We start from the raw sequence: 15,260 nt of genomic DNA, 5'->3' as shown, positions 1-15,260 counted from the left end.
CATGAAGCCATCGATCGTCCTTTCCGCGCTCCTGCTGGCATCCACCCAGTTTCCCGCGTGGGCTCAGCAGCCGGCCACGGCTCCGGCCCGCAATGCGCAGAGCCAGGAGCGCCCGCTGGCCGCACGCGCTCTGGACGGCCGGGTGTCAAGCGACTGGGGCCTGCAACCGCAGGAGTGGGCGCGCTACCGCGAACTGATGGACGGGCCGCTGGGCATCTACTCGCCCAACCTGGACCCGCTGTCGGCCCTAGGCATCGAGGCCCGCACCGACGAGGAGCGGCGCCGCTACGCAGAACTGCAGGTGCAGGTCGAGGCGCGCCGCGTCGAGAAGCTGCTTGCCTATCAGCGCGCCTACGACGAGGCCTGGCAGCGCCTGAACCCCGGAATGCAGCGGGTGAACCTGCCGGACGACAAGCCGGTCGCCGGCGCCACGCGCGGCTCCGGCCGCACAGCAGTGTTCGTCAAGGACGGCTGCGTGGCCTGCAGCCAGCTCGTCCAGCGCCTGCAATCTACGGGCGCCGAATTCGACCTGTACATGGTCGGCAGCCGCCAGGATGACGCGCGCATCCGCGACTGGGCCAAGCGCGCGAACGTCGATCCGGCACGCGTGCGCAGCGGAAGCATCACGCTCAACCACGACGGCGGTCGCTGGCTAACATTGGGGGTGCCCGGCGATCTGCCGGCGGTCGTGCGCGAGGTGAACGGCCAATGGCAGCGCCAGCCGTAGCCGCTCTCCTGCGCGCACTGGTGCTCATCGCCGGCTTCTGCGCCTGCGTTGCCCAGGCCGAGGAGGTTCCGCCACCGGCCTATCAGCTCGCCGCGCAGCGCGCTGGCATCCCCTCGACGGTGCTCTACGCCGTGGCCTTGCAAGAGAGCGGCATCCGCCGCCACGGGCGCATCGTTCCGTGGCCGTGGTCCCTTAATGTCGCCGGCCAGTCGCACCGCTACGCGACCCGTGCCGACGCCTGCGCGGGCTTGCAGCGGGCAATGCGCTCCACGCCGCACACGCGCATCGACGCGGGCCTGGGCCAGATCAACCTCGGCTACCACCAGCAGCGCTACACCAGCGCGTGCGACTTGCTAGACCCGTACCGCAACCTCGCCATCGCCGCCGAGATCCTGCGGGAGCAGCACACCCCCGGCGAGGACTGGTTGCTGGCGATCGGCCGCTACCACCGTCCTGCCGGGGGTGAGCCTGCCGCCCGCTACCGGCGCAGCGTATCCCGCCACCTTGCCCGCGTGCAGGGCCCGCGCCCAACCGCCGCGGTCCTCGCCGCGCGCCAGGAGACATCCCCATGACGACATCCCATCTGGCCTTACGAGGCCTGCTCGTGCTGCTGGCGAGTCTGCCGCTGGCCTCGCTTGCCGGCGAGCCGCTGATCGTGGTCGAAGACCGCGGCGGCACGTCGGCGCTGCCGTACTACGAAGCCCTGAACCTCCAGCCGCGCGCCAACGGGCCGGCCCGGCCGCCGATCCCGACGACCCAGGTTCCCGCCACCCCGGCAGGCGAGGCCGCAATGCTGCCGGTACGCAGCGCCAAGCTCGCGCCCGGCACCGTCGCGCGGCGGGTCATCGAGGCTCCGGGTCTTCGGCCTTTCGTGGTCGTCGGCGACGACGAAACCTCCCGGGCCTGGATGCGCCGCCAGGCGGCAGCGCTGCGCGAGCGCGGCGCGGTCGGCCTGGTGGTCAACGTCGAGACCGTGCAGGGCCTGGCGCGGCTGCGCGCCCTGGTGCCCGGCGTACCCCTCGCGCCCGTGTCCGGCGATGACCTGGCCGAGCGCCTGGGCCTGCGGCACTACCCGGTGCTGATCACGGCCACCGGCATCGAGCAATGAAGCCATGTCGGGGAAACAGCCGGTCGAGGTGCTGCTTCGCCCAGCGGTGGAGCTATATACCGTCGCGGCGTGTGCAGGCGCCGCGTTTCTGTCCCTGGTGGCCCCGTGGTCGCTCGCGCTGAGCCCCGCCATGGGCGTCGGAGGTGCGCTGGCGTTCGGTGCCTACGGCGCCATCCGCTACCGCGATGCCCGCGTCATCCTGCGCTACCGGCGCAACATCCGCAGGCTGCCGCGCTACGTGATGACCAGCAAGGACGTGCCGGTCAGCCAGCAACGGCTGTTTGTGGGGCGCGGGTTCCTGTGGGAGCAGAAGCACACCCATAGGCTGATGCAGACGTACCGGCCGGAGTTCCGCCGCTACGTCGAACCGACACCCGCGTACCGGCTGGCGCGGCGCCTGGAGGAACGGCTGGAGTTCGCGCCGTTCCCGCTGTCCCGACTGTCGAAACTCACCGGCTGGGACGTGCCTTTCAACCCGGTGCGGCCGCTGCCGCCCGTGGGCGGTCTGCCGCGCCTGCAGGGCATCGAACCCGAAGAGGTGGACGTCAGCCTGCCGCTGGGCGAGCGCGTCGGCCACTCCCTGGTACTGGGCACCACGCGCGTCGGCAAGACCCGGCTGGCCGAACTGTTCGTGACCCAGGACATCCGGCGCGTGAACGCCGCGGGCGAGCACGAGGTGGTGATCGTCATCGACCCCAAGGGCGATGCCGATCTCCTGAAGCGGATGTACGTCGAGGCCAAGCGCGCGGGCCGCGAAGGCGAGTTCTACGTCTTTCATTTGGGCTGGCCGGATATTTCCGCGCGCTACAACGCCGTGGGGCGTTTCGGGCGCATATCGGAAGTCGCCACCCGCGTTGCGGGTCAGCTTTCCGGCGAAGGCAACAGTGCGGCGTTCCGCGAGTTCGCCTGGCGCTTCGTCAACATCATTGCGCGCGCGTTGGTGGAGTTGGGACAGCGCCCGGACTACATGCTGATCCAGCGGCACGTCATCAACATCGACGCGCTGTTCATCGAGTACGCCCAGCACTACTTCGCCAAGACCGAGCCCAAGGCCTGGGAGGTGATCGTCCAGATCGAGGCCAAGATCAACGAGAAGAACATCCCGCGCAACATGATCGGGCGGGAAAAGCGCATCGTGGCACTGGAGCAGTACCTGTCCCAAGCCCGCAACTACGACCCGGTGCTCGACGGCCTGCGCTCTGCGGTGCGCTACGACAAGACGTACTTCGACAAGATCGTCGCCAGTCTCTTGCCGCTGCTGGAGAAGCTCACCAGCGGCAAGATTTCGCAGCTCCTGGCCCCCAACTACTCCGACCTCAACGACCCCAGGCCGATCTTCGATTGGATGCAGATCATCCGTAAGAGGGCCATCGTCTATGTGGGCCTGGATGCGCTCTCCGACGCCGAGGTCGCCACCGCGGTCGGCAACTCGATGTTCAGCGATCTCGTGTCGGTCGCCGGGCATATCTACAAGCATGGGATCGACGATGGCCTGCCGGGCGCATCGGCCGGTGCGCGCGTGCCGATCAACGTCCATGCCGACGAGTTCAACGAATTGATGGGCGACGAGTTCATCCCGCTGATCAACAAGGGCGGCGGTGCCGGCCTGCAAGTCACTGCGTACACGCAGACCCTGTCGGACATCGAGGCCCGCATCGGCAACCGCGCGAAGGCAGGCCAGGTGATCGGGAATTTCAACAACCTGTTCATGCTGCGCGTGCGCGAGACCGCGACCGCCGAACTGCTGACCCGGCAATTGCCGAAGGTCGAGGTCTATACGACCACCATCGTCAGCGGCGCGACCGACAGCTCGGACATTCGCGGGGCGACGGATTTCACGTCGAACACTCAGGACCGCATCAGCATGTCCAGCGTGCCGATGATCGAGCCGTCGCACGTCGTCGGCCTGCCGAAAGGCCAGTGCTTCGCGTTGCTGCAGGGCGGCCAGCTTTGGAAAGTGCGCATGCCGCTGCCGGCGCCGGACCCGGACGAAGTGATGCCGGCAGACTTGCAGCAACTGGCCGGGTACATGCGCCAGAGCTACAGCGAAGCGACGCAGTGGTGGGAGTTCACCAGTTCCCCCGCCTTGCAGGACACGGGCCTGCCCGACGACCTGCTGGATGACGCCGCTGCGGCCGAACCTCCCGCGGTGGCCATTGCCACCGACGAGGACACCGGCAACAAGGCCTCGCCATGAAGGACGCCGCCTCGACTGCACAACGGGAGCAGAACCAGCGCCAGGGCCTGATCGTCGGCACCATCACCTTGCCGTTCCGGCTGCTCGGGGTGCTGATCGGCTCGCTGCTGTTCTCGATCGTCGTGGAGTGCGTCGGCATGCACCTGTTCTGGAAGGACCAGGGCTGGCGGCACTCGCAGCAGATGTTGCAGTACGAACTGGGGCACCTGTCCAGCCACTTCACGCGCAGCGTCGTCGTGCAGGAGCCGGGGCGCACCGCGCACGAACTGGTGGATACCGGCTACGAATGGGTATTCGTTCGCTCCGGGCTGCTGGAGCGCATGAGCCAGACCGCCGAGCGCGCCCGCGCGCCGAGCCACGGGAGGATCCAGGACGGGGGGCGCAACTTTCGCTACTACATCAGCCAGGTCTATGTCTGGACCGAGAACTACCTGATTGCCGCGGCCTTCACCACCCTCACGTTTCTGGTGCGCCTGCTGGTTCTGGTGCTCACGTTGCCGCTGATCTGCACCGCGGCGTTCGTCGGCCTGATCGACGGTCTTGTGCGGCGGGACGTGCGCCGGTTCGGCGCAGGCCGGGAATCCGGCTTCATCTACCACCGCGCGAAGGCGAGCCTGATGCCGCTGGCCGTGCTGCCGTGGGTCACGTACCTGGCCTTGCCGATCTCTGTGCATCCACTGCTGATCCTGCTGCCCAGCGCAGCCTTGCTGGGACTGGCCGTGAGCCTGACTGCGGGCAGCTTCAAAAAATACTTGTGATGACAGAGAAACCAGATCATTAGGCAACTCATTCAGTATTTCTTATTTATTGAATTTGCTGACCAAGGATTTTCTCGCGATACATATTGGCCAAATGGCGCGCCCTCATGCTCCACTGCTCTGTAATCTTTGGGAAATCTGTTGCGCCGCGCCCATCCATTCCTTGCAATGTAACGTAGCCCTGCCCATCCTGTCCGCGTACAAAAGCTATGTAGTTATATATTGAATCTCGAAACTCAGTGAGAGCATAAAAGAAGGCATCGCCAGCCGGAAGCGCACGAGATAAGTCAATGCGACCTTGGGCATATAAAAAATCATTGACACCCTTCATTCCCCATCCTACCCGATCCAACTCAATGTAAAGATTGTCCACGGCGTCATAATGCACAGATGGAATGTAACCACATGAAAAGTCCCATGTTTCGAGCCAGTCGAGAAAGTCAGACCTGAAATATGAAGGAACAATATTTTGAAGTGTGGCTATGGAATCCGCCATCTGCTGAGGCGTTAATGCGCTCCTGGCAACTTGAAATGCTGATGGGAAAATTCTCTTACAGACATCTTGTGGGATAAAACTAATATCAGAAATTTCACCCCAATAGACCACGTGAACCGGAAAAGTCGATCCATCCAGCCTTTTGTGTTGAGTGCCATGGAACTGATGATGATTTATGCTGGTATGGCGATTTGCCGTTGTGAAAATCACATAACAACCAATCGGCTCAGGGAAGGAATCGGTCTTACTCAACTCAGCCGTAACGTCTGTAGAGTTTAGTTGATTAACAAATTTTGCCTGCCCAAACACTGAGTAGCCGCCAACGGCAGGAAAAATGTCAATGCCATGCTGCCTTTGCCCATTTCCGCCGTATCTTCTGAATTGCACGTCATACCTCATATTCCGCGCGACCCAGTCCCTCATGAGGTAGCAGCAAATTTCCTCAAAATCTTGATCAGTTCTAAAGGTCAGTCCTTGCATTTTTATCCTGGATCTTTGTAAGAGCGTTGATATTTTGCCACGCGGCCGGTGGAAATTCCCTTCTTGAATTCTGGCCTGACGACCACTCCCTGAGCGAACTGGACGCACGCTGCCAATCAAACCGATCAGCGCAGTTTCCTATTGTTTGCTGCCTGCAGTCACCCTGAACTCCACCATCGCACTATTCTGATCACACAGGAATGGCGCGATGTTGGCTCCGATCTGGCAGCGCGCCGCGCATCGCGGCGTGCCCATTTTTCTCGTGACGGCCCTGCTGCTGGGTCAGTCCCCGATGGCGTTGGCCGAGTCCCCCGCACAGCGCCAGGAGCTGGTCGCCGCGCTGCGCCAACTCGACGCGCTGGAGCGCACCGTCGCCGACAGCGCCGCGCGTGCCCCCATCCAGCCGGGCGAGCGCTACCACTTCGATTACCCGCGGTTGCTGGCTGACTTGGCGCGCGTGCGCGCCGGCATCCAGGCCCATCTCACACCGTCGCGTGCCCAGCCGCGCGACCCCTCCGAACTGGCCAGCGACTACCGCACCGAGCGGTCCGCTTCGCCATCGCCGACGACTACGGAAGCCAAGCCATGAACGGCGCCCAGGTCTCGGCATTTCAAGCCAACAGCGGCATCGCGCCTTCGGCGATGGCGACCGTCCTGGTCGGCGCCGTGTTCGCGGTGCTCCTCGTCTGGGGCGTCTGGGCCATCCGAACGGCCTACGTGGGGTGGTCCGAGAGCCGCCTCAACCAGCGCCAGTTCCTCGGCGTCTGCATCCGCTTCGTCGCGATGTACCTCGTCCTGAGCTTCTTCCTCCTCTCCTGACCTGAAAGGCACGACCATGCAAAACCGCATCCTCCATTCCCGCCTTGCCCAGCGCGCCGCTGTGGCACTGGGCTCCGCCGCGCTGCCCGCGCTGTCGTTCGCGCAAGGCTTGCCGCAGTTGGAAAACCCGACCCGCGGCACTGGCAACGGCATCATGGAAACGATCAGGAACTATGGCTACGACATCATCATGCTCGTGGCCCTCTTGGTCGTGGCGTCGATGTTTATCGGCGTTTGCTACCACGCCTACGGCACCTACGCCGAAATCCACACCGGCCGCAAGACCTGGGGCCAGTTCGGCCTCACCGTCGCGATCGGTGCCGTGCTGCTCGTGATCGGCATCTGGCTGCTCACCGAAGCCACCGGCATCCTGTAAGGCGAGGCCGGTATGTCCGAGCAGCAGCACGTCCGTGCGGACGGGACGGTCACGTTCCTTCCGCACCGGCTCAACCGCCACCCCATGGTCGTGCGCGGCCTCACCGCCGACGAACTGTGGATCTGCTGCGGCCTGTCCGGCGCCGCCGGCATGCTGGTCGGCGCGCCTCTGTCCTGGGTGTTCCGCACGATCGCCATCGCGCCGACGTTCGTCGTGCTGGGCGTGGCCCTGGGCGTCTTCATCGGCGGCGGCATCCTGCGCCGCCTCAAGCGCGGGCGCCCCGACACCTGGCTGTACCGGCAACTGCAATGGCGCATTGCCACGCGCCATCCGCTGATGGCGGGATGGGTAGGCGGCCACGTGCTGATCTCGCGTTCCGGCTTCTGGTCCACCCGAAGGTCTGCCTCAAGGGGAGCACGATGAGCCGCTTCAAGAATGAGATCACCCACCTGCAGGCGCACATCAAGACGCTTCGCCTGGGGGCCGGTGCGCTGGTCATCGTCGCCCTGGTCATGGGCGGCGGCTGGTGGAGCGCGCCGCGCGACCTGACCATCCACGTCCCGCCCGATCTGCGCTCCGGCAGTACCCGAAAGTGGTGGGAAGTGCCGCCCGAATCGGTCTATGCGTTCACGTTCTACGTGTTCCAGACCCTCAACCGCTGGCCGACGAATGGCGAAGAGGACTACCCGCGCAACCTCCATACGCTCTCGCCGTATCTCACCCCGTCCTGCCAGGCCTTCCTGCGCGCGGACTACGACTACCGCCGCAGCACGGGCGAACTGCGCCAGCGCGTGCGCGGCATCTACGAAATACCCGGCCGCGGCTACGGCGACGACCCCACGGCGCGCGTGCGCGTGGTCTCCGACCGCGACTGGGTGGTGACGCTCGACATCACCGCCGACGAGTACTACGGCGCCGAGCAGGTCAAGCGCGCGCTCGTGCGCTACCCGGTGAAGGTCACGCGGGTGGACGTTGACCCCGCCCGCAACCCGTTCGGCCTGGCGCTGGACTGCTACGACGGTGCCCCCCAGCGCATCAGCGCCCCGGAGCCGACGCGCCCGGCGCCTGGCGGCCTGTCTCCGCAAGCGCCCCAAGGAGGAAACACCCCATGAAGCATCCTGTACTCGTGCTGCTGGGGCTGCTGGCCGCGGCCGCGGCACCCGTCTCCCATGCTGTGGAGATTCTGCGCTGGGAACGCATGCCGCTCGCGGTGCCGCTGAAAGTCGGCCAGGAGCGCATCGTGTTCATCGATCGGAACGTCCGCGTGGGAGTGCCTGCGGGCGTTGGCGAGCGCCTGCGCGTGCAGAGCGCGGGTGGCGCGGTGTACCTGCGCGCCAGCGAGCCGATCGAGCCCACGCGGCTGCAATTGCAGGACGCCGACACGGGCGCGCTGATCCTGCTCGACATCGCGGCCGAGCCGCCCAAGGACGGCGAAGCCGAGCTGGAGCCGGTGCGCATCGTCGAGGGCAGCAGCACCCCGGCGCGCTATGGCGATCAGCCAGGCGGTGCCGATGAGGCCCCGGCACGCGCCCAGGATCAGGCAGGTACGCTGGCAGCGCGGCGCGAGACGCCGGTTCCGGTCGTCCTGACGCGCTTTGCCGCGCAGAACCTCTACGCGCCGCTGCGCACCGTGGAGCCGTTGCCGGGCGTCATGCGGGTGAACCTGCGCCGTGGCCTCGACCTCGGCACGCTGATGCCGACGCTGCCCGTGCGCGCGGTCGCTCTCGCGTCGTGGCGTCTGGAAGACCAGTGGGTCACCGCCGTGCGTCTGACCAACAGCAGCAGCGGCTCGGTCACGCTCGACCCGCGCGTGCTGCAAGGCGATTTCCTCACCGCCACCTTCCAGCACGAAGCGCTCGGCCCGCGCGGGACGCCCGAGGACACGACCGTCCTGTACCTGGTGACGCGCGGGCACGGCCTCGCGCAATCGCTGCTGCCGGCGATCCACCGCTTCGACCCGGCTGCGCTCCTGCCGCAGCCGGAAGCGGAAGCCGACGACGGCAAGGAGGCCCGCCATGCGCAGTAACGGCTTGCTCAAGTGGCTGATGATCCCGGTCGCCTTGCTGGTGCTGTTCGTTGCCATCCGGCTGTTCTCCGGCGGAAGCACGTCGGCACCGCCCGCCGCGGATGCCGGCTCCAAGCTCACGCCCGAGGAAATGAAGGCGTTGGGCATCGAAGGCGATACCCCGCGCGATACCGTGGCAACGCTCGTCGCCCAGGTGAAACAGTTGCGCACCGAGCTTCAGACCGCGCTGACCGACAACAAGTCGCAGCGCGAGGAAAACCAGCGGCTGCGCCAGCGGGAGAACTCCATTGATCAGCGCATCAATTCGGCCCTCGAATCCGAGCGCTCCAACCTGCGCCGCGACCAGGAACAGGCGGCCAGCGCGCGCCAGCAGACCGAGGGGCTGCTCGCCGACCTGCAGCGGCGCCTGGACAGCATTGGCGGGCGCGGCGGCGGTCACGCTGATCTGCCGGTGGGCCTGGGGCTGCGCGGCGGCGACGAGGCCGGCATGGAAGGCGGCATGCGCTGGGTCGAACCGGACGACGCGAAGAAGGCCGAGGGCCGCAATGGCAGTCGTGGCGCAGGCAGCGGCATGAGCTTCCCGACGAGCTTCGGCCCGGCACAAAGCACACTGGAAACCACCGCGGAAACCGTGGCGAACGCCGGCGCAGGTGCGGCAGGCGTCAAGAGCGCCAAGCCGGTCTATACCGTGCCGACCAACTCGACACTGATGGGCTCCGTGGCGATGACGGCGCTGATTGGGCGCGTGCCGATCGACGGGACGGTGAACGATCCGTACCCCTTCAAGGTGCTGGTCGGGCCGGACAATCTGACTGCCAACGGCATCGACATTCCCGACGTGGCCGGCGCGGTGTTCTCCGGAACCGCATCGGGCGACTGGACGCTCTCGTGCGTGCGCGGCCAGGTTCGCAGCATCACCTTCGTCTTCAACGACGGCACGATCCGCACGATTCCCGAAGACCGCGAAGGCAACCAGCAGAACAACCAGCAGCGCGACGGCCTGGGCTGGATCAGCGACCCGCACGGCATCCCGTGCGTCAGCGGCGAACGGCGCAGCAACGCCCAGCAGTACCTCGGGTCGCAAGCTCTGATCACCGCGGCCGGAGCCGGCGTGGCCTCGCTCATCGAGAGCGACAGCGGCCGCATGTCCTACGTCGGCTCGGACGGCGCCATCGGCACCGTGGGCATCAGCGGCAAGGAAGCAGTCGGCCAGATCCTCGCGGGCGGCGTCCGGGACATGTCGACCTGGGTCAACAAGCTCTACGGACAGGCTTTCGCCGCCGTCTATGTGCAGCCAGGCGCCAAGGTCGCCGTCCACCTCGAAAAGCCGCTGGCCATCGATCACGACCCCGAAGGCCGGCGCGTCGATCACCGTGCAGGAGAAAGCCATGCGCTCGAACTCGATTAAGGGCCTCGCGCTGGCCGCGGCCGTCGCCGTGCTCAGCGGTTGCGCCACCAGCAAGGAAGAACTGCTGACCCATAGCGACCGCACCATGATGGACATCTGGCAGCAGGAAACGGGTGGCGGCGGCAGTGGCACCGGCCAGGTCGCGCGCCGGCAGTTGCTCGACGCGCGCCAGAGCCTGCGCCGGCCGCTGACCGACGCCGATGTGCAGGCTGCGCCCGTCGAGCAGATGCGCTACACGCGCACGGCGCGCAACGAGGTTTATCGCCAGTTCCAGCGCCTGCCCAACCCCGATCTCGTCATGTATGTGTACCCGCACCTGGCGGGCACGGACCCCGTGCCGGTTCCGGGCTACACGACGGTCTTCCCCCTGTACCAGCGCGTGCAGTACGCCATGCCCGGTGAACGGCTGGAGGACTATTGATGCGCTGTGAACTTCCCTGGCCGAAGCTGGCCGCATCCGGCACCGGCGACGAAGAGAAGCCGGACGGCTGGCAGCGCCACGTCGAGGCCTTGCGCCAGGCCGGCGTCCCTGAACCCGGCGCAGCGGTCCAGGGCCGCAGGCCGGCGACGGTAGCCGACGAGCAGGCGCTGTACGACGTCGCGCCGTCGTTCGCGGAACTGCTGCCTTGGGTGGAGTTCTTGCCGCAGTCGAAGTCCATGCTGCTGGAGGATGGGCAGTCGGTCGCTGCCTTCTACGAGCTGGTGCCGCTGGGCACCGAGGGGCGGGAGCCCGGCTGGCTCGCACATGCCCGCGATGCCTTGGAGAACGCGCTCCAGGACTCGTTCGATGAGCTGGACGAAAACCCCTGGGTACTCCAGCTCTATGCCCAGGACGAGCCCAGCTTCGACCAGTACATGCAGACCCTGCGCGACTACGTGCAGCCGCGTGCCCGCGGCACCGCTTTCACCGAGTTCTACTTGCGCTTCTTCGGCCACCACCTGCGCGCGGTCGCCAAGCCGGGCGGCCTGTTCGAGGACACGGTGGTCACGCGGCTGCGCTGGCGCGGCCAGACGCGGCGGGTGCGCATGGTGATCTATCGCCGTGCAACTGGGCAGGCAAGCCGCCGCGGCCAGACGCCCGAGCAGATGCTGAACATCGTCTGCGACCGCCTGTGCGGCGGCCTGGCGAACGCCGGCATCCAGGCACGGCGCATGGTCGCAGCCGACGTCCACGACTGGCTGCTGCGATGGTTCAATCCGCGCCCGGCGATGCTTGGACCGAGTGCAGAGGACCGGGAGCGCTTCTACGCGCTGGCGCGCTACCCCGACAGCACCGAAGAAAGCGAGGCCGGCGAAATCGAGCTGGCGAGCGGGCGGGATTTCAGCCAGCGGCTGTTCTTCGGCCAGCCACGCTCCGACGTGGAGCACGGCACCTGGTATTTCGACGGCATGCCGCACCGCGTGCTGATCACCGACCGGCTGCGCATGCCGCCCGGCACCGGACACCTGACCGGCGAGACCCGCAAAGGGGATGCCATCAACACGCTGTTCGACCAGATGCCGGAAGACACCTTGCTGTGTCTCACGATGGTCGCCACGCCGCAGGATGTCCTGGAAGCGGATCTCAACCACCTGGCGAAGAAGGCCGTGGGCGAGACGCTGGCGTCGGAGCAGACGTTGAAGGACGTGCAGGAAGCCCGCTCCCTCATCGGCAGCGCACACAAGCTCTACCGGGGGACGCTGGCATTCTACCTGCGCGGACGCGACGAAGCGGAACTGGACCGGCGCGGCCTGGACCTGGCGAACGTGATGCTCAATGCTGGCTTGCAGCCGGTGCGCGAGGACGACGAGGTGGCGCCGCTCAACAGCTACTTGCGGTGGCTGCCATGCTGCTACAACCCCGGCCAGGATCGGCGCAAGTGGTACACCCAACTGATGTTCGCTCAGCACGCGGCGAACCTGTCGCCGGTGTGGGGCCGCGCTCAAGGTACGGGGCACCCGGGCATCACGATGTTCAACCGCGGTGGCGGGCCGATCACCTTCGACCCGCTCAGCCGCCTGGATCGGCAGATGAACGCCCATCTGTTCCTGTTCGGCCCCACCGGCTCCGGCAAGAGCGCCACGCTCAACAACCTCTTGAATCAGGTCACGGCCATCTACCGACCGCGGCTGTTCATCGTGGAGGCTGGCAACAGCTTCGGCCTGTTCAGCGACTTCGCACGCATGCTCGGGCTGACGGTAAACCGGGTCAAGCTGGCCCCAGGTTCGGGCATCAGCCTCGCGCCATTCGCAGACGCGCGTCGGCTGATCGAGACGCCCAGCGACGTGCAGACGCTCGACGCCGACGCGCTGGATGAAGACCCGCCACCAGATGCCTCGGCCATGGAGGCGGACGAGCAGCGCGACGTGCTCGGCGAACTGGAGATCACGGCGCGGCTGATGATCACGGGCGGAGAGGACAAGGAGGAAGCCCGGATGACGCGGGCTGACCGCTCGCTGATCCGTCAGTGCATCCTCGACGCCGCCGAGCACTGCGTGGCCGACAAACGCACGGTGCTTACGCGCGACGTGCGCAACGCGTTGCGCGCCCGCGGCCAGGACCCGACGCTGCCCGAAATGCGCCGCGTGCGGCTGCTGGAGATGGCGGATGCGATGGACATGTTCTGTCAAGGCACGGACGGCGAAATGTTCGACCGCGACGGCACGCCGTGGCCCGAAGCCGACATCACCTTGGTTGACCTCGCGACATACGCCCGCGAGGGCTACAACGCGCAGCTCTCCATCGCTTACATCAGCCTGATCAGCACGGTGAACAACATCGCCGAGCGCGACCAATACCTGGGACGCCCGATCATCAACGTCACCGACGAAGGCCACATCATCACGAAGAACCCGCTGCTCGCGCCCTACGTCGTGAAAATTACAAAGATGTGGAGGAAATTGGGGGCCTGGTTCTGGCTCGCGACGCAGAACATCGACGACCTGCCGCGCGCCGCGGAGCCCATGCTCAACATGATCGAGTGGTGGATCTGTCTCAGCATGCCGCCCGATGAAGTTGAGAAGATCGCGCGGTTCCGCGAACTCTCGCCCGCGCAGAAGGCGCTGATGCTTTCGGCGCGCAAGGAAGCGGGGAAATTCACCGAAGGCGTCATCCTCTCCAAGAGCATGGAAGTGCTGTTCCGCGCCGTGCCGCCGTCCCTGTACCTCGCCCTCGCGCAGACAGAACCCGAGGAGAAGGCCGAACGCTACCAGCTCATGCAGCAGTACGGCTGCACCGAACTGGAAGCGGCTTTCAAGGTGGCCGAGAAGATCGACCAGGCCCGCGGCATCGAGTCGCCGGCCCTGGAACTGTCGTAAACCGGAGAACGCCATGGAACAGAAACGTCCTTCCATTCCGATGCAGGTCCAGGCGTTCCGCCGTCGCCGCTGGCGGCCTCGCTGGCCCTGGGTATTGGCTGCTGCGCTGGTCGCGCTGCTGCTGATCTGGCTGGTGTCCCGGACGCCCGGCGAATCCTCAGCGCCGTCGCGCGCGCCGGTCAGCACGGCGCAGGTCGCTGGGCCACCCTGGCAGATGGGCAACCCGGAAGGCCGTTTCACGCTGACGCTCTATGCCGACCTGGAATGCCCGTTCTGCCGGGAGTATTTCCCGCAGCTCAAGCGCTGGGTCGGCAACAACACCGACGTGGCGCTGCAATGGCATCACCAGCCGCTGGCCGCGCACGAGCCTGCCGCGTCGGCCGAGGCACGTCTGGCCGAGTGCGCCGCCGAAGCGGGCGGGCATGCGGCGTTCTGGCAGGCGGTCGAATGGGTCTATGCCCACACGCGCAGCGACGGCCAGGGCTTGCCCGATGGCTTGCGTTACCCCGAAACAACGTCAGCCATCGAACAGTGCATGGCTAGCGAGCGCCCCAACGTGGCCATCCGCGCGCAGGCCGCGGAAGCCACCAAGAGCGGCGTGACCGCCACGCCGTCGCTGCGACTGCTCGATCGCCAGACGGGCCAGGCCATCCTGTTGCAGGGGCCGATCGAGGGCGATGCCTTGCTCTCGGCCATGGACCTGCTGGCGGCCGGGGAAATGGCCAGCGACGCGCCGGGTTCGCCCGCCACCCCCACATCCGAAATGCCTGCCGACGTTGTCGGCGACATGCCCAGGTAGCCCTCGGTCTTGAAGGCTACGGCGCGGCTCGCCGCGCTGACCGCTACCCGTTCGCTTTCGCATCCTGGCCGCGAACAATCACCGCCGCGCGGTGATGGATGCACCTTGTTCCGCTGTTTCCATCCCCAGGAGGGCTTGCCCTCCCAGGGTGGCGCCCTCCGCTCACTTTCTGGAGGTCCGCCATGTCTCTCGTCGCCAACGACTCCTGCGTGGAGCCACGTTTTGCCCCCATGTCCCAATCCGATGACTGGATCATCCGGCAAGCCATCGCGCTGCTGGAGCAGCGGGTCTTCAAGAAGGGGCCATCCCTGGAGAGGCCTGCCGCCGTCAAGGACTACCTGCGCCTGAAACTGGCCGCCGAGCCCAATGAAGTCTTCGCCATCGTGTTCCTCAACAGCATGCACGAGGTGCTGGCCTACGAGCCGATGTTCAGAGGCACGATCCATTCGACCTCGGTGCATGCGCGTCCGATCGTGCAGCGTGCCTTGGAACTGAATGCGGCAGCGGTCATTTTTTCTCACCAACACCCTTCGGGCTGCACGGAGCCGTCGAGCGCGGACCGTGCGTTGACCCAAACGCTGAGGGCCGCGTTGTCGCTGATCGACGTGAGGGTGCTGGATCACCTCATCGTCGGCCAGGGCACGCCGTACTCGTTCGCGGAATCCGGCCTGCTGTAGCCCGCTCCTTGATCCACGCGGAGGCTTCGGCCTCCGCTTTTTCATGGGCGCGAGACAAGCAGGTATGCGGGCAGTGCGCGATGCGCATTGTT

The 15,260-nt window shown here is 66.2% G+C and carries 17 protein-coding genes; 16 read left to right on the top strand and 1 reads right to left on the bottom strand.

What is annotated here, in order from left to right; all coding sequences use genetic code 11:
- Window position 1: 1 nt before the first annotated feature.
- Genes V6657_RS28500 through V6657_RS28480 form a run of 5 tightly spaced genes read left to right on the top strand, consistent with a single transcriptional unit; the run spans window position 2 to window position 4,790 of the window.
- Window positions 2–727, top strand: coding sequence for a TIGR03759 family integrating conjugative element protein (locus V6657_RS28500; protein WP_039016611.1), 726 nt, complete (start codon window positions 2–4; stop codon window positions 725–727).
- The gene (locus V6657_RS28495; RefSeq protein WP_039016610.1) at window positions 709–1,299 is read left to right on the top strand and encodes a transglycosylase SLT domain-containing protein; all 591 of its coding nucleotides are present in this window, start codon (window positions 709–711) and stop codon (window positions 1,297–1,299) included. Before V6657_RS28500 ends, V6657_RS28495 begins: the two co-directional genes overlap by 19 nt.
- Complete coding sequence (locus V6657_RS28490) at window positions 1,296–1,835, top strand: integrating conjugative element protein (protein ID WP_039016609.1); 540 nt, start codon at window positions 1,296–1,298, stop codon at window positions 1,833–1,835. The genes V6657_RS28495 and V6657_RS28490 overlap by 4 nt, the downstream gene beginning before the upstream one ends.
- A gap of 4 nt (window positions 1,836–1,839) precedes the next feature.
- Window positions 1,840–4,032, top strand: a complete 2,193-nt coding sequence (gene traD, locus V6657_RS28485) for a type IV conjugative transfer system coupling protein TraD (RefSeq protein ID WP_039016608.1) — start codon at window positions 1,840–1,842, stop codon at window positions 4,030–4,032.
- Window positions 4,029–4,790 carry a TIGR03747 family integrating conjugative element membrane protein gene (locus tag V6657_RS28480; protein WP_003821103.1) on the top strand — a complete coding sequence of 254 codons (762 nt, stop codon included), beginning with the start codon at window positions 4,029–4,031 and terminating at the stop codon, window positions 4,788–4,790. The genes traD and V6657_RS28480 overlap by 4 nt, the downstream gene beginning before the upstream one ends.
- A 46-nt stretch (window positions 4,791–4,836) precedes the next feature.
- Here V6657_RS28480 and V6657_RS28475 read toward each other — a convergent pair whose 3' ends face one another.
- Entirely contained in the window at window positions 4,837–5,766 is a 930-nt protein-coding gene (locus V6657_RS28475; RefSeq protein WP_039016607.1) for a hypothetical protein, read from the bottom strand.
- A 208-nt stretch (window positions 5,767–5,974) separates the two neighbouring features.
- Between V6657_RS28475 and V6657_RS28470 the strand changes: the two genes are divergently transcribed.
- The 11 genes from V6657_RS28470 to V6657_RS28420 all read left to right on the top strand — a co-directional run bounded on the left by V6657_RS28470 (window position 5,975) and on the right by V6657_RS28420 (window position 15,168).
- Complete coding sequence (locus V6657_RS28470) at window positions 5,975–6,355, top strand: RAQPRD family integrative conjugative element protein (protein WP_003821105.1); 381 nt, start codon at window positions 5,975–5,977, stop codon at window positions 6,353–6,355.
- Entirely contained in the window at window positions 6,352–6,585 is a 234-nt protein-coding gene (locus tag V6657_RS28465; RefSeq protein WP_003821106.1) for a TIGR03758 family integrating conjugative element protein, read from the top strand. Before V6657_RS28470 ends, V6657_RS28465 begins: the two co-directional genes overlap by 4 nt.
- 16 nt (window positions 6,586–6,601) lie before the next feature.
- Window positions 6,602–6,961: a TIGR03745 family integrating conjugative element membrane protein gene (locus V6657_RS28460; RefSeq protein ID WP_003821107.1), complete on the top strand. Its 360-nt coding sequence runs from the start codon at window positions 6,602–6,604 to the stop codon at window positions 6,959–6,961.
- 12 nt (window positions 6,962–6,973) lie between these two features.
- On the top strand, window positions 6,974–7,384 hold the full coding sequence (locus V6657_RS28455) for a TIGR03750 family conjugal transfer protein (protein WP_039016606.1): 411 nt from the start codon (window positions 6,974–6,976) through the stop codon (window positions 7,382–7,384).
- A complete protein-coding gene (locus tag V6657_RS28450; RefSeq protein WP_003821110.1) occupies window positions 7,381–8,073 on the top strand; it encodes a TIGR03746 family integrating conjugative element protein in 693 nt (230 codons plus the stop codon). The genes V6657_RS28455 and V6657_RS28450 overlap by 4 nt, the downstream gene beginning before the upstream one ends.
- Window positions 8,070–8,987 (top strand): TIGR03749 family integrating conjugative element protein, encoded by a 918-nt coding sequence (locus V6657_RS28445; protein ID WP_039016605.1) that lies wholly within the window; start codon window positions 8,070–8,072, stop codon window positions 8,985–8,987. The genes V6657_RS28450 and V6657_RS28445 overlap by 4 nt, the downstream gene beginning before the upstream one ends.
- On the top strand, window positions 8,977–10,395 hold the full coding sequence (locus V6657_RS28440; protein ID WP_003821113.1) for a TIGR03752 family integrating conjugative element protein: 1,419 nt from the start codon (window positions 8,977–8,979) through the stop codon (window positions 10,393–10,395). The genes V6657_RS28445 and V6657_RS28440 overlap by 11 nt, the downstream gene beginning before the upstream one ends.
- Window positions 10,376–10,816, top strand: coding sequence for a TIGR03751 family conjugal transfer lipoprotein (locus V6657_RS28435; RefSeq protein WP_003821115.1), 441 nt, complete (start codon window positions 10,376–10,378; stop codon window positions 10,814–10,816). The genes V6657_RS28440 and V6657_RS28435 overlap by 20 nt, the downstream gene beginning before the upstream one ends.
- Window positions 10,816–13,692, top strand: a complete 2,877-nt coding sequence (locus V6657_RS28430) for a conjugative transfer ATPase (RefSeq protein ID WP_039016604.1) — start codon at window positions 10,816–10,818, stop codon at window positions 13,690–13,692. Before V6657_RS28435 ends, V6657_RS28430 begins: the two co-directional genes overlap by 1 nt.
- Before the next feature lie 13 nt (window positions 13,693–13,705).
- Window positions 13,706–14,491 carry a thioredoxin domain-containing protein gene (locus V6657_RS28425; RefSeq protein ID WP_012614069.1) on the top strand — a complete coding sequence of 262 codons (786 nt, stop codon included), beginning with the start codon at window positions 13,706–13,708 and terminating at the stop codon, window positions 14,489–14,491.
- A gap of 182 nt (window positions 14,492–14,673) precedes the next feature.
- Window positions 14,674–15,168: a JAB domain-containing protein gene (locus V6657_RS28420; RefSeq protein ID WP_003821118.1), complete on the top strand. Its 495-nt coding sequence runs from the start codon at window positions 14,674–14,676 to the stop codon at window positions 15,166–15,168.
- Window positions 15,169–15,260: the final 92 nt, after the last annotated feature.

Source organism: Ralstonia sp. RRA (assembly GCF_037023145.1).
Lineage (GTDB): Bacteria > Pseudomonadota > Gammaproteobacteria > Burkholderiales > Burkholderiaceae > Ralstonia.
The sequence above is the reverse complement of the archived record's forward strand: the minus strand, read 5'-3'. Positions and strand labels throughout refer to the sequence as shown.